Origin of the sequence: Streptomyces sp. NRRL F-525 (assembly GCF_000716605.1) — a bacterium.
Lineage (GTDB): Bacteria > Actinomycetota > Actinomycetes > Streptomycetales > Streptomycetaceae > Streptomyces.
Map to the genome: position 1 here is coordinate 292755 of NZ_JNXE01000002.1, position 19218 is coordinate 311972.

The window sequence follows — 19218 nt, forward strand, 5'->3', positions numbered from 1 at the left end:
GATTATTCGACTTGTCCGAGCGCTACGGCCACACCCCGAGCGGTCAACCGTCGAACACGTTCGTCGGGCTGTCGAAGATGCTGCCGGTGGTGGTGTCGTCCGGGATCATTCCGCCGCCGTCGGGCAGATCAGGGGTCTCCGGCACGCTCGGCGGACCGATCTCGTCCGGGGATCCCTGGTCCTGGGACGGCTCCGGTACGACCGTCCCGGCACTCGGGGTGGCTCCGCGCTGCGACGGAGTGAGCGTGGTGCCGGGCGGGCTGGCCGTGACGGTGGCGGCGGGGCAGTCCGCGGGGCCGGGGGACGCCCCCGCGGCGCCGGGCACGCCCGGGGTCACCGTGACGGTCGGGGTGACACAGTCGGTGGCCGGGCCCTCCGGGGTGGGACTACCGCTGGGCGACACGCTCTCGCCGCTCGGCGACGGGCTCGTACCGCCGCTCGGGCTCTGGGAGGCACTGTCGCTGCCGCTCGGGCTCTGTGAGGGGCTCATACTGGTGCCGGGCGGGACGCCGGACCCGCTGTCGTGCGGTCGCGGAGACGGCCCGGTGTGCGACGGCGTCGGTGTCGGCGGCACGTGCGGCGGCCGGGGCACGACGTGGTCGTGATGCGGCCCGCGATGACCGAGGGGCCGTTCGATCCACGTGTTGTCGACGATGTTGATGATCGTGATGTTGGTGATCACCTGGGGCGCCGGGGTCACCACGACCACCTCGGCGGGCCGGAACCCGGACCAGGGCCGGCCGTTGTCACCCGTCGCACCCTGGCCCGCCGCACCCGCCTTGAGCGGGTTGCCGCAGGCGCAGCGGACCCGGGGCACGCCCCGGTCATCGACGAGGACGGCGGTACCGGCCTGGAGCACCGACTGGAACCCGGTCACCTGAGCGTCCCGGAACCCGTGGTTGGTGACCTGGGTGTCGGCGCGCAGCACGACCGAGGTCAGCCCACGCAGATAGCCGGGGATCGCGCCCGGGGAGATCCCCTCGGCCTGCGCGAAGGCACCGGCCTTGGCCTGGTCGCGGGTGAGGTAGGAGATCTGCCGCTCCACGTCACAACTGCCGGTCCGCGCGGTGCCGCCGTACAGTCCGGGCGTGGCACCGGAGACGGTACGCATAGGGCCGGACGGCGTGGACACGGTCCCCGTGGGTGTCACCGGCGGAGGCGTCGACCGCCGAGGTGTGGACTGCGGCGTTCGGGTGACCCGTGGTGGAGCGCTCGGCGCGGTGGCCGTGGAGTCCGTGAAGGGGTCGGGGCCCTGTGCCGCGACGGGCTGCAGGAAGACCTCGCCGCTCGACTTCGTGTCCTTGCCACCGTCGCCGCCGCACCCGGCGACGAGGAGCGTCGCAGAGAGCGCGCAGGCCGTGGCGATGGTTCCGGTGGATGTGCGCACCAGGTTCTCCCGCCTCAAGCCGGGTGATTCGCCACTATTGTCTGCTTCACTCACTTGGGTTACGCAACCGGAGGCATGGAACACGGAGAGTGAAGGTCTGCTCGGGCGCGACGACGGAGGGAGGAGCACACGGCCATGGGATGGTTCACCGCACCCGACTACTGGCTGAGCCGACTGGTCTTCCAGCGGGCGTTGGCCGGCCTCTACCTCATCGCGTTCCTCACGGCGGCCCGCCAGTTCCGCGCGCTGATCGGCGAACGCGGCATGCTGCCGGTCCCCCGCTTCCTCGCCCGGATGCCGTTCCGCCAGGCCCCGAGCATCTTCCAACTCCACTACACGGACCGCTTCTTCGCGACCTGCGCGTGGGCGGGCTGCGCGGTCTCGGCAGCCCTCGCCGCCGGACTCGAATCCCAACTGCCGCTCTGGGGCGGGATGTTGCTGTGGCTGCTGCCCTGGGTCCTCTACCTGTCGATCGTCAACGTCGGCCAGACCTGGTACGCGTTCGGCTGGGAGTCACTGCTGCTGGAGGTCGGATTCCTGGCCGTCTTCCTCGGCAACGACAAGGTGGCCCCACCGGTCGTGGTGCTGTTCCTGCTGCGATGGATCCTGTTCCGGGTGGAGTTCGGCGCGGGCCTGATCAAGCTCCGGGGCGACGCGTGCTGGCGAAAACTGACCTGCCTGGACTTCCACCACGAGACACAACCGATGCCGGGTCCGCTGAGCTGGTTCTTCCACCATCTCCCCCGCCCCCTCCACCGCATCGAGGTGGCCGCCAACCACGTCACCCAACTCCTCGTCCCCGTCCTCCTGTTCACCCCTCAGCCGATCGCGACGGCCGCCGCGTCCCTGATGATCGCCACCCAGCTGTGGCTGGTCCTGTCCGGCAATTTCTCCTGGCTGAACTGGATCACCATCGTGCTGGCCGTATCCGCGGTCCACCTCCCCCACACACCGCCGCCCGTACCCGACCCGCCCGTCTGGTACGAGGTCGTGGTCCTCACGGTCGCGGCCCTGCTTCTCTGGCTCAGCCACGGCCCGGTCCGCAACATGACCTCCCGCCGCCAGATCATGAACCGCTCCTTCGACCCGCTCCATCTGGTCAATTCCTACGGCGCGTTCGGCACTGTCAGCCGCATCCGCTACGAGGTGGTGGTCGAGGGCACGACGGACGCGGTACCCCGCGAGGACTCCGGCTGGCGGGAGTACGAGTTCAGGGGCAAGCCGGGTGATCCACGGCGCTGGCCACGCCAGTTCGCGCCGTACCATCTGCGGCTGGACTGGATGATGTGGTTCGCGGCCCTCTCCCCCGGCTACGCCGACCCGTGGTTCGGCGCCCTGGTGGAACGCCTCCTGGAGAACGACCGGGACACGCTACGACTGCTGCGCCGCTCCCCGTTCCCGCCCGACGCACCCCCGCGCTACGTCCGGGCCCGTCTCTTCCGCTACCGCTACACGAGTTGGCGGGAGTTGAGGGAGACGGGCGCGTGCTGGGAGCGGACGTTCGTGCGGGAGTATCTGCCGCCGACGCGGCTGGCGGCGGACGCTCAGAGGCCGTAGACGCGGGTGGCTGTGCCCTCGAAGACCTCGGCGCGTTCGGAGGCACTCAGGTCGTCGGTCAACTCACCGGTCGCATCGGCGACTTGGCCGTACGTCGCCGCCAGCGTGCACACCGGCCAGTCCGAGCCGAACATCAGCCGACCCGGCCCGAAGGCGTCGAGTGCGGTGTCCGCGTAGGGGTGGAGGTCCTCCGCGCTCCAGGTCTTCCAGTCGGCCTCCGTGACCAGGCCGGACAGTTTGCAGTACGTGTTGGGGAGCGCGGCGAGGGAGCGGAGGGAGGTCGCCCAGGGTTCCTGTTGTCCCGAGGCGATGGGCGGCTTGCCCAAGTGGTCAAGGACGAAGGCGAGTTGGGGCAGGGCGGCGGCCACCTCCACGGCGGCCGGGAACTGGTGGGGCAGGACGAGCAGGTCGTAGACGAGTCCCGCGTCGGCCACGGCGGTGAGGCCCCGGCGGACGTCCGGGCGCAGCAGCCAGTTCGGGTCGGGCTCGCCCTGTACCTGGTGGCGGATGCCCTTGAGGTAGCGGCCGCCGGGGAGTTCGCGCAGGCGGGCCAGTTCGTCGGTGATGTCCGGGCGGGTGAGGTCGGTCCAGCCGACGACTCCGGCGATCAGGTCGTGCGCGTCGGCGAGGGCGAGGAACTCCGGGGTCTCCTCGGCGACGGTGATCGTCTGGACGAGGACGGTCCGGTCGACGCCGGCCGCGCGGGCCTCGGGTTCGAGGTCGGCGACGGTGAAGTCCCGGCGCAGGGGCTGGAGTTCGGGACCGGTGATCCAGTCCTGGTCGCGGACCGAGAGATCCCAGACGTGGTGGTGGGCGTCGATCGTCATGGCAGCTCCCATACGACGGGCAGGCCAGCGTCGGCGCCCTGGCCGGAGTAGTCGTGCACCACCGTGAGGAGCTGGGCCATGCGCGCCTGCCAGGCCACGTTCACCGGGAGCTGGTCCAACTCCGCGAGCAGGCGGGCGTAGTCGTCGCATTCCAGGACGTGGAAGAGGTCGGTTCCGCTGCGCCAGATCGTCCAGGAGGTGGCACCGGCGGCGCGGATCGCCGCGGTGAGTTCCTTGGGGACGTCGTGGTGGGCGCTCTCGTACTCGGCGATGCGGTCGGGGCGGACCTTGGTGTGCAGGGCCACTCTCATGACGGCTCCTCGGCGGGGATCGGGGCGTCGGCGGACAGCAGCCCCGTTTCCCGCAGCTCCTGCCAGAACCCTGCGGGCACGTCGACGGCGAACTGCTCGGCACAGTCCCGCACTTCGGCCTCCGACCTGGCCCCGACGAGGACGCTCGCCACGGCCGGGTGAGCCGCGCAGAAGGCCAGGGCGGCCGCGCGCAGCGTGATGCCGTGGCGCTCGGCCACGGCCTTCATACGCAGGGCGCGTTCCAGCAACTCCCCCGGTGCCTGGGCGTAGTTGTACGTCGCGTCCGGCTTCGGGTCCGCCAGCAGGCCGGAGTTGAAGGCCCCGCCGATGACCACCGACTTGCCGCGTGCGACGGCCGCCGGGAGCAGTTCGGCGAGGGCGCTCTGGTCGAGCAAGGTGTAGCGCCCGGCGCACAACACGACATCCACGTCCGTGTCCTGGACGAACCGGGTCAGCATCTCGGCCTGGTTCATGCCCGCGCCGATCGCGCCGACGACGCCCTCCGCGCGGAGCTTCTCCAGGGCCGGATAGCCCTCGCGGAAGGCCTGTTCGGCGTGGTCGTCGGGGTCGTGGAGGTAGACGATGTCGACACGGTCGAGGCCGAGCCGTTCGAGGCTGGCGTCCAGGGTGCGGCGTATCCCGTCGGCGCTGAAGTCCCAGACGCGGCGCAGCGTGGCGGGCACGGCGAAGCCGTTGGCGAGGTCGTCACCGGTCACCGTCTCCACGGGTTCCAGGCGTCGGCCGACCTTCGTGGAGATCGCGTACTCCGCACGCGGGCGGTCGCGCAGCGCGGCCCCGAGACGGCGCTCGGAGAGGCCGATGCCGTAGTGGGGCGCGGTGTCGAAGTAGCGGATCCCTTGCTCCCAGGCCGTGTTGACGGCCCGCTGCGCCTGCACGTCGTCGACCTCGGTGAACAGGTTGCCGAGCGGGGCGGTACCGAGGCCGAGCCCACCGACCTCGACCCCGCTCTCCCCGAGGGCGCTCACTGGCCCACCGGCCGCAGCCGCAGTCCCTGCATGCCGCCGTCCACGGCGAGCGACGTACCGGTCGTGGCGCCGGACAGCGGGCTCGCCAAGTAGGCGACGGCGCCCGCGACTTCGGCCGCCGAGACGAGGCGGCCGGAGGGCTGGCGGGCGGCCAGGGCGGCGCGTTCGGCGGCCGGGTCGGGAGCCGAGTCAAGGAGCCGGCCGACCCAAGGGGTGTCCGCCGTACCGGGGTTGACGCAGTTCACGCGGACGCCCTCGCGGAGGTGGTCGGCGGCCATGGCGAGGGTGAGGGAGTACACGGCGCCCTTCGTGGCGCTGTACAGGGCGCGTTGGGGCAGCCCCGCCGTGGCCGCGATGGAGCAGGTGTTGACGATCGCCGCGTGGGAGGACTCGCGCAGATGCGGGAGGGCGGCGCGGGCGACGCGGACCATGCCGAGGACGTTCACGTCGAAGACGCGGTGCCATTCCTCGTCGTCGTTGTCCTCGACGGTGCCCTGGGCGCCGATGCCCGCGTTGTTGACCACCACGTCGAGCCCGCCGAGGTCGGCGACGGCGGAGGCCACAGCCTGCCGTATGGACGTGTCGTCGGTGACGTCGGCGCGGTAGCCGAACAACGGCTTCTCGACGGAAGAGGGGTCGAGGTCGAGCACGGCCACCAACGCACCGCGTTCGGCGAGGAGTTCGGCGGTGGCCCGGCCGATACCGGAGGCGCCGCCGGTCACCAGGGCCTTGAGGCCCTCGAAGTCGGTCATGCCGCGTGTCCCTTCTGGCGGTCGAGGTCGGCGGCCCAGAAGGTGCCGCCGGGGAAGGTGTAGCGCGCGATGGACTCGGGCCGCATGGTGGCCGAGAACCCGGGTGCGGTGGGTGCCATGTAGTGACCCTCCCTGATCACCACCGGATCGAGGAAGTGGTCGTGCAGATGATCGACGTACTCGATGACGCGGTCGTCGGTCGTCCCGGCGACGGCGAGGTAGTCGAACATCGAGAGATGCTGGACGAGTTCGCACAGTCCGACGCCGCCCGCGTGCGGGCAGACGGGGACGCCGAACTTGGCGGCCAGCAGCAGGATCGCGAGGTTCTCGTTGACGCCGCCGACGCGCGCCGCGTCTATCTGGAGGATGTCGAGGGCACCGGCCTGGAGCAACTGCTTGAAGACGATGCGGTTCTGCACGTGTTCGCCGGTGGCGACCTTGACCGGGGCGACGGCCGCGCGGATCGTGGCGTGGCCCAACACGTCGTCGGGGCTGGTGGGTTCCTCGATCCAGTACGGGTCGAACTCGGCGAGTGCCTTGGTCCAGCGGATCGCCTCGGCCACGTCCCAGCGCTGGTTGGCGTCGATCGCCATCCGAATGTCGGGGCCGACGACCGAACGGGCCACCCTGCAACGGCGGATGTCGTCGTCGAGGTCCGCGCCGACCTTCAACTTGATCTGCCGGAAGCCGTCGGCCACGGCCTGCGCGGCGAGCCGCGTGAGCTTCTCGTCGTCGTAGCCGAGCCACCCGGCGGAGGTGGTGTAGGCGGGGAAGCCACGCTCCAAGAGGATGGCCCTACGGCCTTCCGCGCCCGCCTTGCCGCGGCGCAGGATGTCCAGCGCCTCGTCCGGGGTGAGCGCGTCCGTGATGTACCTGAAGTCGATCTGGCTGACGAGCCATTCGGGGTCGGCGTCGGCGAGGAGCTGCCACAGCGGTTTGCCGGCGCGCTTGGCGGTGAGGTCCCAGGCCGCGTTGATCACGGCGCCGATCGCCATGTGCATCACGCCCTTCTCGGGCCCCAGCCACCGGAGTTGGCTGTCGCCGATCAGCTCGCGGTTCAACGACCCCGGATCGGCGCAGAGTTGGTCCACAGACCGGCCGATCACATGGTGCCGCAGCGCGTCGATCGCGGCGACCTGGACATCGTTGCCCCGCCCGATGGTGAAGGAGAACCCGTGCCCCTCGTGCCCGTCGGCCGCGTCGGTGCGCAGCACGACGTACGCGGCCGAGTAGTCGGGGTCCGGGTTCATCGCGTCGGAGCCGTCGAGCTCGCGCGAGGTGGGGAAGCGGATGTCGTAGGTGTCGACCGCGATCACGCGGGCGGGGGTCGGGGACACGGAAGGCCTTTCGGTCGGGTACAGGGATCCGGTGCCGTGCGGGTGCCGGAGGGGGTCCTAGTCCTGGGCTCGGCCCGTCGTCACGCGGGCGATCATCAGGGCGACCAGGATGATCCCGCCGTAGATGGCCTGGATCCAGAAGGACGGGACCTGGGCGAGGGTGAGGAGGTTCTGGACAACTCCCAGCAGGAGTACGCCCGTTAGAGCGCCGAACATGGTGCCCTTGCCGCCGTCGAGGCTGATACCGCCGATGACCGCCGCCGCCATCACGGTGAAGATCATGTTGTTGCCCTGGTTGGCACTGATCGCGCCCACGTAGCCGGTCTGCATGATGCCGCCCACCGAGGCTAGGACGCCCGCGATGACGGAGACCCCGAGGAGCATCCGGTCGACGCGGATGCCGGCCGCGCGGGCCGCTTCCTGGTTTCCGCCGATCGCGTACAACGCGCGGCCGACGCGGTGGTACTTGAGCACGAACCCGGCGACCGCGAAGCAGACCGCGGCCAGCCACACCGACATCGGGACGTTCAGGAAGGTGGAGGTGGCCAGGGTGAAGAAGGAGTCGGGCATGCCGAACAACGTCTTGCCCTTGGTGGCGCCCACCAGCAGCCCGCGCAGCACGATCAGCATGGCGAGGGTCACGATGAAGGCGTTGAGCTTGAGCTTCACCACGAGGATGCCGTTGAACGCGCCGATGATCCCGCCGACCACGAGGATCGCGACGAGGGCGAGCGGGGCCGACCACTCGGTGCCCCAACCGGACTCGGCGGTCGGCAGGACCAGCAGGGCGCCGATGGCGGGCGCGATGCCGACCACCGACTCCAGCGACAGGTCGATCTTGCCGGTGATGAGGATCAGCGACTCGGCTAGGACCACCATCGCGAGGGCGGCGGAGGCGCCCAGGATGGAGATCAGGTTCCGTTCGGTGAGGAACGAGTCGTTGACGATCGCGCCGAGCACCAGCAGCACCAACAGGGCTGGTACGAGGGCGAGTTCACGGGCCCGGCGGAGCAGGACCGTCCGGGCCGAGCGCGCCCCGGCGGCGCGGGGGGCGGCGAGCGCCGGGGCCGCCTTGGTGTCAGCCATGGTCCACTCCTTCGATGGAGGCGATCAGCTCGTGGTCGCGCCAGCCCGCCGGGTGCTCGGCGACGACACGGCCGTGGAAGAGGACGAGCACGCGGTCGCAGCGCCGCAGGTCGTCGAGTTCGTCGGAGACGACGAGCACGGCGGTGCCGTCGTCGCGGGCGCTGTCCATGCGGGCGAGCAGGGACTCCTTGGACTTCACGTCGACGCCCGCGGTGGGGTTGATGAGGACCAGCAGCCGAGGGTCGGAGGCGAGCGCGCGGGCCATGACGACCTTCTGCGCATTGCCGCCGGACAGGTCGGAGACGGGCTGTTCGGGGCCCTCGGTGTGGATGTCGAGCCGGTCGATCAGCTCGGTGGCGAACGCGCGCTTGCGCTCGGTGCCGACGAACCCGAAACGGCCGAGCCGGTCCAGCACCGTCATGGTCGCGTTGTCCCCGATGGACATCCCGAAGACCAGCCCTTGTCCGTGCCGGTCGCGGGGAACGCAGCCCACCCCGGCCTTCAGCGAAGCCTGCACATCCCCGAACGGCAGCTTCTCGCCGTCGAGTTGGGCGGTGCCGCCGGTCGGCGTGTACAGCCCGGTGAAGGACTCGGCCAGCTCGATCTTGCCGCTGCCGCTGGACCCGGCGAGTCCGACGACCTCGCCCTTGCGGACGGTGAGGTCGACGTTCTCGTACGACTCGGAGGTGAGCCCGCGTGCGTCGAGGAGGACGGGTGCCTCGGTGTCCAACTCCCTGAGCTGGACCTCCAGTTCGGCGATCGACTCCCCCGCCATGGCCTCCACCAGGGCCCGGCGCGGGAGGTCGGCGACCGGTGCGGTGGTGATCCAGCGGGCGTCGCGCAGCACGGTGACGGTCTGGCACACCTCGTACACCTCCTGGAGGTGGTGCGAGATGAACAGGAAGGTGACGCCGGACTCCTGGAGCGCCCGCATGCGGGTGAAGAGCCGCTCGATCTCCCGGTTGTCGAGCTGCGCGGTCGGCTCGTCCAGGACGATGAACCGGGCGCCGAAGCTCAACGCCCGCGCGATCTCCACCATTTGGCGGTCCTCGACCTTGAGGTCGGCGGTGCGCGCCTCGGGGTCGACGTGCACGTCCCAGGTGTCGAGGAGTTCGGCGGCCTCGGTGCGGAGCCTGCGCCAGCTGATGATGCCGCCCCGGGACTGCGGCTGCCGGTTGATGAAGAGGTTCTCGGCGACCGTCAACTCGGGGACGACGGTGGGCTTTTGGTAGACGCACGCGACTTTGCTGCGCCAGGCGTCGCGGTCGGTGAGCGGGGGCGCGGGCTCGCCGTCGAAGCGGACGGTGCCCTCGTCGGGGGCCTGGAGTCCGGTGAGGACGGTGACGAGGGTGGACTTGCCGGCGCCGTTGCGGCCGACGAGGGCGTGGGACTCGCCCGGCAGCACGGTGAGTCGGCCGTCGGCGAGGGCGACGGTCGGGCCGTACCGCTTGACGATTCCCGTCGCCTCCACCAGCGGAGTGGTCAGTGGGCTGCTCATTTGACCGTGTTGCCCCAGAGCTTGGCGTCGTCGACGTTGTCCTTGGTGACCAGGGGCGCGGGGAGCTGGTCCTCGAGGATGCCGCTGGGCAGCTTGACGATCGTGGAGTCGTGGTCGGTGGGGCCGGGCTTGAAGGTCTTCCCCGCCATCGCGGCCTTGATGTAGTACATGCCGTACTTGGCGTAGGCGTCGGCCGGTTGGGAGACCGTGGCGTCGATCTCGCCCTTGCGGATCGCGTCGAACTCCTGCGGGATGCCGTCGTTCGAGACGATCGTGATGTGCCCGGCCTGACCCGCCTTCTTCAACAGGCCCTTGGACTTGAGGGTTTGGAGGGTGGGCGCGAGGTAGACGCCGCCCGCCTGCATGTAGATGCCCTTGATGTCCGGGTTGGCGTTGAGCAGCGTGTCGAGCTTGGAGGCCGCGGTGTCGGACTCCCACTTGGCGGGGATCTCCAGAACCTTGAGCTTCGGATACTTCTTCTTCACGCAGGCCCTGAACGCCTCAGACCGGTCACGGCCGTTGACCGAGGCGAGATCGCCCATGATCTGGACGACCTTGCCGCTGGTGATGTGGGCGCCGAGGTAGTCGCAGGCCTTCTCGCCGTACGCGACGTTGTCGGCGCGCACGACCATCGCGACCTTGCCCTTGTCGGGCGCCACGTCGACGGCGACGACCGGTACGCCCTTGCGCTCGGCCTGGTCGAGGCCGGCTTCGATGGCGGCGCTGTCCAGCGGGGCGACGACCAGGCCCTTGACGCCCTGGTTCAGCTCGTTGTTGATGTCGGTGATCTGCTGCGAGGGGTCGCTGTTGGAGTTGACCGTCTTCAGTGCCTGGACACCTTCGGACTTCGCCATCTTCGGCACGTAGTCGTTGTACGACTGCCAGAACGGCGAGGTCAGCAGGGGCAGGATCACCCCGACCTTGCCCGTGCCGCCCCCGCCGGAGCTGGACGCGCCGGTGTCCTTGGTGCTGCCGCATGCCGTGAGCGCGAGGGTGCCGCACGCGGCCGCAGCCGTCGCACGCACCGCCCACGCGGTCAGTCGTCTGCCTTGCCGTCCGTTCCGCACTGTGCTGCCGGCCATCTGTCGGGCTCCTCATCGAGCGGGTTCGAGCAGTTGCCGGAATATTTATCAGACCACTTCGGGGATACAACACCCTCAGGAGCCAAATTTTCGCGCTTTCGGGCCGTAGTGGTCCGACCACATCCGTGGCTAGACTGCGCGGACCGGCGACAGGAGGAGTGGCGTGGACGAGACCCTGCCGAGTGAGACGGACCCGGGGGCCGCCGCGCCGAAAGGCACGGTGACGCAGCGCGCCATCGACTCGATCAAGGCCCTGATCGGCGAGGGCCGCCTCGAACCGGGCCAGCGACTGCCCACCGAGCGCGACCTCGCGGCCCAACTGGGCATCTCCCGCAGCTCGATGCGTGAGGCGATCCGCGCGCTCACGGTGCTGGGCGTGCTGGAGGCGCGGCACGGTTCGGGCATCTACGTCACGCAACTGGAGGCCGGCGACCTGCTGGAGACCTTCGGTGTCGTCGCCGACCTCTCGCGGGGCCCGGGCCTGGTGGAACTCCTCGAAGTCCGCCGCATCCTGGAGTCGACGGCGACAGCTTTGGCCGCGGCCCGCATCACCCCGGACCAGCTGGCCGAGGTCGAGAAACACCTCACGGCGATGAACGCCACCGACGATCCCGAGGAGATCCTCGCCCACGACCTCGCCTTCCACCGCGAGATCGCCGCCGCCGCCGGCAACGACACCATGGCCGCGATCCTGGAGGGCCTGTCGTCCCGCACGTTCCGCGCCCGCGTCTGGCGCGGCTACCAGGAGGAGGGCGCCTTCGCCCGCACCCGCCGCGAACACGCCGCGATCCACCGGGCGTTGGTGGCCCGCGACCCGGAGGCGGCCCGCGCGGCGGCGGCGTCGCACGTGGGTGAGGTTGAGGAGTGGCTGCGGGCGCAACTCGGGTCGTGACAGCGGGGGTTAAGACGCCGGGCGCGGGCAGCGGAGGGCACTCGCGCCATCCTGGTCCTCAGGCGCCCGCGGCCAACAGCAGAGGACATGCGCGTGGCTCCGGGATGCAGACGCCTGCGGCGAACGGCAGAAGGCATGCGTGCGGTTCCGGTAATCAGGGCCCTGCCGCGGACAACGCAAGACACTTCGCATGACCCGGCACTCTGACACCCGCAGCAGACAGCAAAGGCATGCACTCGGTTCCGGCATGCAGGCCCCTGCGGCGAACAACGGTGGGCGCCTCCCCTGAACCGGCGCTCAGGCGCCCCCGGCGGACAACGAAACACACCCACGCGGTCCCGGCATTCAGGTGCCCACGGCGAGCAACCCAGGACACCCGCCCCACTCACCTCTCACGCACCCGCACCCGCACCCGCACCCGCACCCGCACCGGACGACGAAACACACCCGCGCGGTCCCGGGGCGCGTGTGGCACACAGCGCAGGACACCACCCCCACCCACCGCGCCCGCGCCCTCGGCCGAGGTCAAAGGGCACCCACGCCGTCCCGGGGCTCAGGCGCACGCGGCGAGAGCTGCGCAAGATGCCCGCCCCGTCGCGGCATTCACGCGCCCGCAGCTGGCAGCGGCGGTTCGCCCCGCTGGCCTTGGACCTCCGCCCATCCGCGCAGCTCGCTCGTGCCGACCTCGTCGATCGCCCGGTGCAGGGCGGCCCGCGCGTCCGCGTCTCGCTCGGCCTGCGGGAGCAGCAGGTAGCGGTCGATCGCCCGGCGCAGACCCTCCCGTGCCTGTGCGGCCAGGACCCAGCGGGAGCCGGGGCTGAAGAGTTGGCGCATGCCGGTGAAGAAGACGGCGCTGCCCGCGATCAGGGCGGTGAGCCAGGCGGGCGCCTGCAGTCCCGCCGCCACGACCGTCGCGGACGTGGCGGCGAGAGCGCCGAGTTCCGTCGTGTAGTGCGTCCGTCTGGCCCGGTCGCACGATCGCGCGTAGAACTCCAACTCCTGGCGGGCGAGGGCCAGGAGCGGATCCGGCTGCGATGCCCACGCCTGACCGGCGGCCGTTCTTCGTCTCATCGCCCCATCATCGGGGGATCACGGCCGCCGGGAGAAGCCGTTCCGCGTCAGGACCGTCGCAGCCGTAGCGTCACCAGCTCGAACGGGCGCAGTCGCAGGGTGAGTTGATCGCCCTCGCTGGTTACCTCCTCGGCTTCGGCCAGCGGCCGCTCCAGCAGGTCTACGGCCTCCACGGCGTCGAAATCGAAGCCCACCGTCAGTGTCGCCCTGGCCCGTCCTCCGTGCGCCTCGTGGAAGCGGACCACGACGTCACCGCTCCCGTCGTCGGCGAGCTTCACCGCTGTGACGACGACCGCGTCCCGGTCGACACTCACCAGCGGCGCGACCTCCTGCCCACCCTCAACTCGCCGCTCCGGCAGGTTGATCCGCCACCCTTCGCGCACCGCGTCGCCGATGCCCGCGCCGGGCACCAGTGCGTGCCGGAAGCGGTGGACGCCCTGGTCGGTCTCGGGGTCCGGGAAGCGCGGGGCGCGGAGGAGGGAGACACGCACCGTGGTCGTCGTACCGGAGTCGCCGTCGGTGCGGACCGTACGGGTCACATCGTGGCCGTACGTCGAGTCGTTGACGACGGCGACGCCCCAGCCGGGTTCCTCCATGTGGACGAAGCGGTGGTTGCAGGCCTCGAACTTGGCCGCCTCCCATGACGTGTTGGTGTGCGTGGGCCGGTGGAAGTGCCCGAACTGGGTCTCGGACGCGTACCGTTCGGCGTGCACATCCAGCGGGAATGCGAGCTTGAGGAACTTCTCGGTCTCGTGCCAGTCGACCTCGGTGTCGATGAGCAGTCGCCGCTCCCCCGGGGCCAGGGACAGGAGTTGGGTGACCTTCGACGCGCCGAAGGACCGCACGATCCGCACGGCGTTGTTTCCGTCGGCCACGACCTCCTCCGCGTCCGTGAGGTCGGTGACCGTGTTGCGGTAGAACTCGTCGACGTCCCAGGCATCCCACATGTTCGGGAAATCCGGGTGGAGTTGGAGCAGGTTGGCGGCCCGTCCGGGGGCGATCGTCTCGCGGTCGGCCTCAATGTCGTAGGCGGAGACGACGAGTCCCCGGCCGTCGATCTCGACACGGAGGAGGCCGTTCTCCAGTACGTGTCCACCGCCGACCCGGGTCGCGAGAGCCGTCTCGCCCTGCACGACCGGAGTTTGCGCGCCGCCCGCGAGGACGCCTTCGCGGGTGTGGGGCGCGGAGTTGAAGAGGAGGGGGGTCGTGCCCTCCCCCGCCAGTGCACGCTGAGCCGCGTCGATGATGGCGTTCAGTTCCGAGGCGATCCGCTCGTACGTCCGGCGGGCCTCGCGGTGCACCCAGGCGATCGACGAGCCGGGCAGGATGTCATGGAACTGGTGCAGCAGAACCGTCTTCCAGATCCGGTCCAAGTCCTCGTACGGGTAAGGGAATCCGACCCGCACCGCAGCCGTCGCCGCCCACAACTCCGCCTCGCGCAGGAAGTGTTCGCTGCGGCGGTTGCCCTGCTTGGTCTTGGCCTGGCTGGTGAGGGTGGCGCGGTGGAGTTCGAGGTACAACTCGCCTACCCAGACGGGCGGTTCGGGGTACTCGGCCTCCGCCTTCTCGAAGAACTCCTTCGGGGTCTCCCAGGCCACGGTCGCCGAGCCTTCGAGGTCACGCAGGCGGGCCGCCTTGGCGACCATCTCGCGCGTCGTGCCGCCGCCTCCGTCGCCCCAGCCGGTGGGCGCGAGGGAGTGCCGGGCGACGCCCTTGTCCTTGAAGTTGCGTGCCGCGTGGGCGATCTCGCGGCCCTGCATGGAGCAGTTGTAGGTGTCGACGGGCGGGAAGTGGGTGAAGATCCGGGTGCCGTCGATGCCCTCCCAACGGAAGGTGTGGTGCGGGAACTTGTTGGTCTGGGACCACGAGATCTTCTGGGTCAGCAGCCACTTGGAACCAGCGGCCTTGATGATCTGCGGGAGTCCGGCGGCGAAGCCGAAGGTGTCGGGCAGCCAGGCCTCGTCGTTGTCGATGCCGAACTCGTCGATGAAGAACCGCTTCCCGTGCACGAACTGGCGGGCCATCGCCTCCGAGCCCGGCATGTTGGTGTCCGACTCCACCCACATGCCACCGGCCGGCACGAACCGCCCGTCGGCGACCGCCTTCTTGACCCGCGCCCACACCTCGGGCCGGTGCTCCTTCACCCAAGCCCACTGCTGGGCCTGGGACATGGCGAAGATGAAGTCGGGCTCGTCATCAAGGAGGGCCGTCATGTTGGACGTTGTGCGCGCCACCTTGCGGACCGTCTCGCGCAGCGGCCACAGCCATGCCGAGTCGATGTGCGCGTGCCCGATCGCGCTGATGCGGTGCGCGGACGGTACCGCGGGCGTCGACAGCACAGCCGCGAGCTGCGAACGGGCGTGCTCCGCCGTCCCGTTGACGTCCTGGAGATCGACGGCGTCCAGCGCCTTCTCGATCGCCCGCAGCAGATCCCAGCGGCGCGCCGAGTCCACCGGCAGCTCGGCCATCAGCTCGCCGACGACCTCCAGGTCGAGGACGAGGTTCCAGACGTTCTCGTCGAGGACCGCGAGGTCCATACGCGTGAGCGTGTACTGGGGCTCACTGCCCGCGGTCTCCTTGTCGCCCAACTGCGTTGGCACGAAGGGGTGGTAGTCCATGACCACCGGGTTGGACGCGGCCTCGATGTGCAGCCGCACCTCCTCGCCGCCGGCGACGGGCGCGCCGATCCTCACCCACTGGTTGCGCGGGTTGAGGCCCTTCACGGGGGTGCCGTCGGGCCGGTAGACGAGGCCCTCGCACTGGAAGCCGGGCATGTTCTCGTCGAAGCCGAGGTCGAGCAGCGCCTCGACGGTCCTCCCGGCCCACTCCTGGGGGACGGTCCCGGTGACGCGGAACCAGCTGGTGCCCCAGGGAGCACCCCACCGGGCACCCACCTCGATCGGTTCGGGTGCGCCCGCGAGCCCCTCGGCCACGGGCACCGGCTCGTCGGGCGCGTGCCAGACGGCCACCTCCAGCGGCACGGACTCGGGATACACGGCGGGACGGATGCGCTCTTCGAGGACGCGCTTGAGGCGGGCTTCGACCAGGCTGCGGTCGTCATGCATGTGGGGTGCTCCGTAGCTCGGTTGCGGGTTGGGTCACGGGTATCACGGGTGGGTGTTACCAGGCGTGCGCGACGGTCACGGGGGCCGACGCTGTGTAGAGCTCCCCTGTCGCGCGCAGTTCGAACCACGCCTGCTGCTCGCCCTGTTCGGCCTGCAGCCCACCGACGAAGAACGCGCGCTGGCAGGTCCCGCCGAGGAACCGCCGGGTGCCGTCGGGCAGGAGCCGGTGCAGCGTGTACTGGCGCACGGCACCGGGCGCGGCGTCCCAGGCGAAGCGCAGGTCGCCACCGGTGGCGTCGGTGATCCGCAGGTCGGCGGGAGCGGCGGGCGCCTGGGTGTCGTCGACGTCGCGAACAGCGATACCGCCGAGCCGCCAGTTCACCGTGCTCCCGCTCGCGTCGGCCGCGGTGAGCCGTACACCGATCGCCTGCAGCGTCCCGGAGAGACCTGTGAGCGGCACGGTCACCGTCTGCCACCCGTCGACCGAGTTCACCGGCAGATAGGTGTACGGCGGTGTCGACCCCGCCGTGCCCGGTTCGGCGGTCGCGACGGCCAGCTCGACGTTCACGCTGCCGCTGTCGGTGCGGAAGGTCAGGTCGACCACCGTGTCATCACCGAGCGGCAGTTGTGAACCGTACAGATCCAGCGTCGTCGGTTGGTCGAGCACACCGGAGACCAGGACACTGCTCCCGCCCCGCCAGGCGTCCGCGAAGTCGAAGGTCACCGTGGGCCGTTGCCCGGTCGTCCACACCACCCACCGACGGGACGGCAGCCGGTCCTGGAGTCCGAGGTGGTTCCATGCCGTATCCGAGGTGACCACCCCGTCCTCGTACCAGCGCAGCCCGTGCCCGGTGTTGAAGACGCTCGCGAAGGGCAGCGCGCCGCCCACCGTCGACCGGTCCGCGACCGACACGGCCGGTGCCCGCCAGGTGTCCGTGCCGTCCGGCTTCGACGGGTCGAGCGAACGCCCGGTCCAGAACCGGTCGTCGGCCGCGTGGAAGTCGCCCGGGGTGCGGCTCGCGGGGAGATGGTTGCGGGTCCATTCCGGCCGGTAGAAACCGATCGACGTGATGTGCGCCTTGGTCGTCGGCACCATTGCGTCCCAACTCACGGACGTACTCGACCCGTTGGACTCGACGTCGACGCCGGCCCACAACTCGTAGCGGCTGCGCCCGAGTCCGTCCGCCTTGGTCCCGGAGGCCGCCAGCGTGCTGGTGCTCCACCGGAAGTCGATGAACATGTCGTTCGCGGCCTGGAAGAACGCCTGGTTCGACGTGTTCAGCGCGCCCTGCCAACTGACCGTCCCGTTCACGGTCATCGCGTCGTACCAGGTGACCCGCTGCCCCTGCGCGGCGGCAAGGGACGTCAACTCTCCTACGAAACCCTGCATATCGGTGCCGAGGGCTGTGTTCCCGCCGCTGGTCTCGGCGTTGACGAACCACCCGTCGAAGCCGTACGCGGCGGCCACGGCGACGAGTTGGGCGGCCAGCGGGTAGTGCCCGGCGGAGTCCTTCTGGACCAGGTCGCGGGTCCACTGGAGCTGTCCGCCGTAGGCGACGGGCGGCAGGAAGATGTTGCCGAGGACGGGGACGCCGTGCCGGTGGGCGGCGTCGACGACGGGGGCGTTCGGGGCGAGGATGATGCCCTCGCCGGACGAGCCGCCCCAGAAGACGAGTTCGTCGAGGTAGGACCAGTGGGTGAGGGCGTAGTAGTCGGCGGTGGCCGCGCCCTGGGAGGGGTTGCTGGACGTCGGCCCGAAGGAGACCAGGGACTGGATGCGGGCCTGCCCGGAGCGGGCGGTGCTGTTCGCGGGGGGGCGGGGTGAAGCGGGCGGCCAGCGGGACCGCCGCCGCGTTGAAGGCGAGGTCCGCGTCCGAGTCGGCGGTCCAGGTCTTCAGGCTGTTCCAGGTGATGCCGGTGCCGGGGGTGCCGGCGGGCAGCGAGTCCGGGTACCAGTAACTGGCGTACGGTTGCCCGGTGTTGGCGGCAGCCTGAGGGGCGGCGAAGGCGGGCGTCGGCAGCTGGGGCAGGAGGGTTGCCGCCGCGCCGGCGATGAGGACGCTGCGTCTGGTGGGGCGTCCGGGGTTCACGAGCTGGTGCCTCCTTGTGGGGTGGGGAGTACCTGGTCGGGAGTGACGACTTCGGTGATGCCCCGCGCGGCGAGGTGTTCCTTGTCGTCCGCGCGCACGTCGAGGACGGTCGTCGGGCGGGCCCCATCGGCGACGAGCCGGAAGTAGGCGTCGAAGACCGGCCCGCCGGGACCGCAGCCCGAACGGGCCGACGGATCGGCGGGCACGACGAGCGCCGTGGTGCGGACGGCGGGTTCGTACACGGGCTCGCGGGCCGCCTCCGCCAACACCAACGCGATGTCCTTGGGTTGGCGGTCGTTGGTCAACAGACCGAGCCCGTACTCGAGTTCGGGGAAGTCCGCGAGCTCGCGGGACACGTCGTGCGAGCACCACCAGGTGATGCCCCAGAGGTCGGGGCAGTCAAGGGCGTTGGCGATGGTCGCGGAGGCGAAGTCGGCCGCGTGCTCGGCGGGGACGAGCGGCTGGGGCGCGCCAACCTCCTGGAGCCAGACGGGCCGATGCGGTTCCTCGGCCCACGCCTTGCTCAACTCGACCAAGTACGCGGCATGATGCTCGGAGGGAACCGAACTACGGCCGTGTCGCTGAGCGGTGCCGTTGAAGACCCAGGAGTGCACGGCCGTCATCGCACCGCGCCGTGCGGCCTGCGCCGGGGTGAACGGCATGTCGTCCTGGTACCAGGTCGCGTCGTACTCGGCGTGCAGATGCGGCTTGCCGGGCGCACCTTCCGCACAGGCCGCGATCATCCGCTCCAGCCAGACGTCGATCTGCTCCTCCGTCGCCCGGTCGGGGTCCGGATGCGGGCCCGCCGAGAACTGGTTGACCTCGTTGCCGAGCGTCATGCCGATGAAGTTGGGGCGGTCGGCGAGAGCGGCAGCGAGCGTGCGCAGATAAGCGGCCTGGCCGTCGAGGACGTCCGGGTCGGTGAAGAGATTGCGCCGGTGCCAGGTGCGGGTCCAGGCCGGCAGGTAGTCGAAGCTGCTCAAGTGCCCTTGCAGACCATCGACGTTGACGTCGAGTCCGCGTTCACCGGCCGCGTCGACCAGCTCAACAAGCTGTTCCACGGCCTTCGTTCGGATCAAGGTCCGGTTGGGCTGGAAGTACGGCCAGAGCGGGAAGACGCGGATGTGGTCGAGGCCCAACTCGGCGATCGAGTCGAGGTCGGCGCGTACGGAGTCGAGGTCGAAGTCGAGCCAGTGGTGGAACCACCCTTGGCTGGGCGTGTAGTTGACGCCGAAGCGCACGGCAGAAGACATCGGGATCCTGGTTCTGTAGTGCGT

General features: G+C 70.3%; 14 protein-coding genes and 1 pseudogene. 2 read left to right on the plus strand and 13 right to left on the minus strand.

Annotated features, from left to right (window positions below):
- Positions 1–43: 43 nt before the first annotated feature.
- Positions 44–1387 (minus strand): DUF6777 domain-containing protein, encoded by a 1344-nt coding sequence (locus OO69_RS04445; RefSeq protein ID WP_033279053.1) that lies wholly within the window; start codon positions 1385–1387, stop codon positions 44–46.
- Between the two features lie 135 nt (positions 1388–1522).
- Here OO69_RS04445 and OO69_RS04450 point away from each other — a divergent pair, with 135 nt between their 5' ends.
- Complete coding sequence (locus OO69_RS04450; RefSeq protein WP_033279054.1) at positions 1523–2944, plus strand: lipase maturation factor family protein; 1422 nt, start codon at positions 1523–1525, stop codon at positions 2942–2944.
- Here the strand turns inward: OO69_RS04450 and OO69_RS04455 are convergent.
- The 8 genes from OO69_RS04455 to OO69_RS04490 are packed head-to-tail and all read right to left on the minus strand — an operon-like array spanning position 2932 to position 10823.
- A complete protein-coding gene (locus tag OO69_RS04455) occupies positions 2932–3771 on the minus strand; it encodes an amidohydrolase family protein (RefSeq protein ID WP_033279055.1) in 840 nt (279 codons plus the stop codon). The genes OO69_RS04450 and OO69_RS04455 overlap by 13 nt on opposite strands.
- Positions 3768–4082, minus strand: coding sequence for an L-rhamnose mutarotase (locus OO69_RS04460; RefSeq protein ID WP_033279056.1), 315 nt, complete (start codon positions 4080–4082; stop codon positions 3768–3770). Before OO69_RS04460 ends, OO69_RS04455 begins: the two co-directional genes overlap by 4 nt.
- Complete coding sequence (locus OO69_RS04465) at positions 4079–5068, minus strand: aldo/keto reductase (RefSeq protein ID WP_033279057.1); 990 nt, start codon at positions 5066–5068, stop codon at positions 4079–4081. The genes OO69_RS04460 and OO69_RS04465 overlap by 4 nt, the downstream gene beginning before the upstream one ends.
- Positions 5065–5820 (minus strand): SDR family NAD(P)-dependent oxidoreductase, encoded by a 756-nt coding sequence (locus tag OO69_RS04470; protein WP_033279058.1) that lies wholly within the window; start codon positions 5818–5820, stop codon positions 5065–5067. Before OO69_RS04470 ends, OO69_RS04465 begins: the two co-directional genes overlap by 4 nt.
- The gene (locus OO69_RS04475) at positions 5817–7157 is read right to left on the minus strand and encodes an L-fuconate dehydratase (protein WP_033279059.1); all 1341 of its coding nucleotides are present in this window, start codon (positions 7155–7157) and stop codon (positions 5817–5819) included. The genes OO69_RS04470 and OO69_RS04475 overlap by 4 nt, the downstream gene beginning before the upstream one ends.
- A gap of 57 nt (positions 7158–7214) precedes the next feature.
- Positions 7215–8243 (minus strand): ABC transporter permease, encoded by a 1029-nt coding sequence (locus OO69_RS04480; RefSeq protein ID WP_033279060.1) that lies wholly within the window; start codon positions 8241–8243, stop codon positions 7215–7217.
- On the minus strand, positions 8236–9741 hold the full coding sequence (locus tag OO69_RS04485) for a sugar ABC transporter ATP-binding protein (protein WP_033279061.1): 1506 nt from the start codon (positions 9739–9741) through the stop codon (positions 8236–8238). Before OO69_RS04485 ends, OO69_RS04480 begins: the two co-directional genes overlap by 8 nt.
- Entirely contained in the window at positions 9738–10823 is a 1086-nt protein-coding gene (locus OO69_RS04490; RefSeq protein ID WP_033279062.1) for a sugar ABC transporter substrate-binding protein, read from the minus strand. Before OO69_RS04490 ends, OO69_RS04485 begins: the two co-directional genes overlap by 4 nt.
- 163 nt (positions 10824–10986) lie before the next feature.
- On the opposite strand from OO69_RS04490, the gene OO69_RS04495 reads away from it, so the two are divergent.
- Complete coding sequence (locus OO69_RS04495; protein ID WP_199810876.1) at positions 10987–11715, plus strand: FadR/GntR family transcriptional regulator; 729 nt, start codon at positions 10987–10989, stop codon at positions 11713–11715.
- Positions 11716–12318: 603 nt separating this feature from the next.
- Here OO69_RS04495 and OO69_RS04500 read toward each other — a convergent pair.
- The 4 genes and pseudogenes from OO69_RS04500 to OO69_RS04515 all read right to left on the minus strand — a co-directional run bounded on the left by OO69_RS04500 (position 12319) and on the right by OO69_RS04515 (position 19194).
- Entirely contained in the window at positions 12319–12786 is a 468-nt protein-coding gene (locus tag OO69_RS04500; protein WP_051800763.1) for a DUF4231 domain-containing protein, read from the minus strand.
- Positions 12787–12833: 47 nt separating this feature from the next.
- A complete protein-coding gene (locus OO69_RS04505; RefSeq protein WP_033279063.1) occupies positions 12834–15851 on the minus strand; it encodes an alpha-mannosidase in 3018 nt (1005 codons plus the stop codon).
- A 55-nt stretch (positions 15852–15906) separates the two neighbouring features.
- Positions 15907–17941: pseudogene (locus OO69_RS48755) on the minus strand (endo-beta-N-acetylglucosaminidase).
- Positions 17938–19194, minus strand: coding sequence for a glycoside hydrolase 5 family protein (locus OO69_RS04515; RefSeq protein WP_106970960.1), 1257 nt, complete (start codon positions 19192–19194; stop codon positions 17938–17940). Before OO69_RS04515 ends, OO69_RS48755 begins: the two are co-directional and overlap by 4 nt.
- Positions 19195–19218 lie beyond the last annotated feature (24 nt).

Excerpts from the sequence above, each read along its gene's own strand:
- OO69_RS04450 (WP_033279054.1), top strand. The coding sequence starts at position 1,523 with ATGGGATGGTTCACCGCACCCGACTACTGGCTGAGCCGACTGGTCTTC.
- OO69_RS04455 (WP_033279055.1), bottom strand. The coding sequence starts at position 3,771 with ATGACGATCGACGCCCACCACCACGTCTGGGATCTCTCGGTCCGCGAC.
- OO69_RS04460 (WP_033279056.1), bottom strand. The coding sequence starts at position 4,082 with ATGAGAGTGGCCCTGCACACCAAGGTCCGCCCCGACCGCATCGCCGAG.
- OO69_RS04470 (WP_033279058.1), bottom strand. The coding sequence starts at position 5,820 with ATGACCGACTTCGAGGGCCTCAAGGCCCTGGTGACCGGCGGCGCCTCC.
- OO69_RS04480 (WP_033279060.1), bottom strand. The coding sequence starts at position 8,243 with ATGGCTGACACCAAGGCGGCCCCGGCGCTCGCCGCCCCCCGCGCCGCC.
- OO69_RS04485 (WP_033279061.1), bottom strand. The coding sequence starts at position 9,741 with ATGAGCAGCCCACTGACCACTCCGCTGGTGGAGGCGACGGGAATCGTC.
- OO69_RS04490 (WP_033279062.1), bottom strand. The coding sequence starts at position 10,823 with ATGGCCGGCAGCACAGTGCGGAACGGACGGCAAGGCAGACGACTGACC.
- OO69_RS04500 (WP_051800763.1), bottom strand. The coding sequence starts at position 12,786 with ATGAGACGAAGAACGGCCGCCGGTCAGGCGTGGGCATCGCAGCCGGAT.
- OO69_RS04505 (WP_033279063.1), bottom strand. The coding sequence starts at position 15,851 with ATGCATGACGACCGCAGCCTGGTCGAAGCCCGCCTCAAGCGCGTCCTC.
- OO69_RS04515 (WP_106970960.1), bottom strand. The coding sequence starts at position 19,194 with ATGTCTTCTGCCGTGCGCTTCGGCGTCAACTACACGCCCAGCCAAGGG.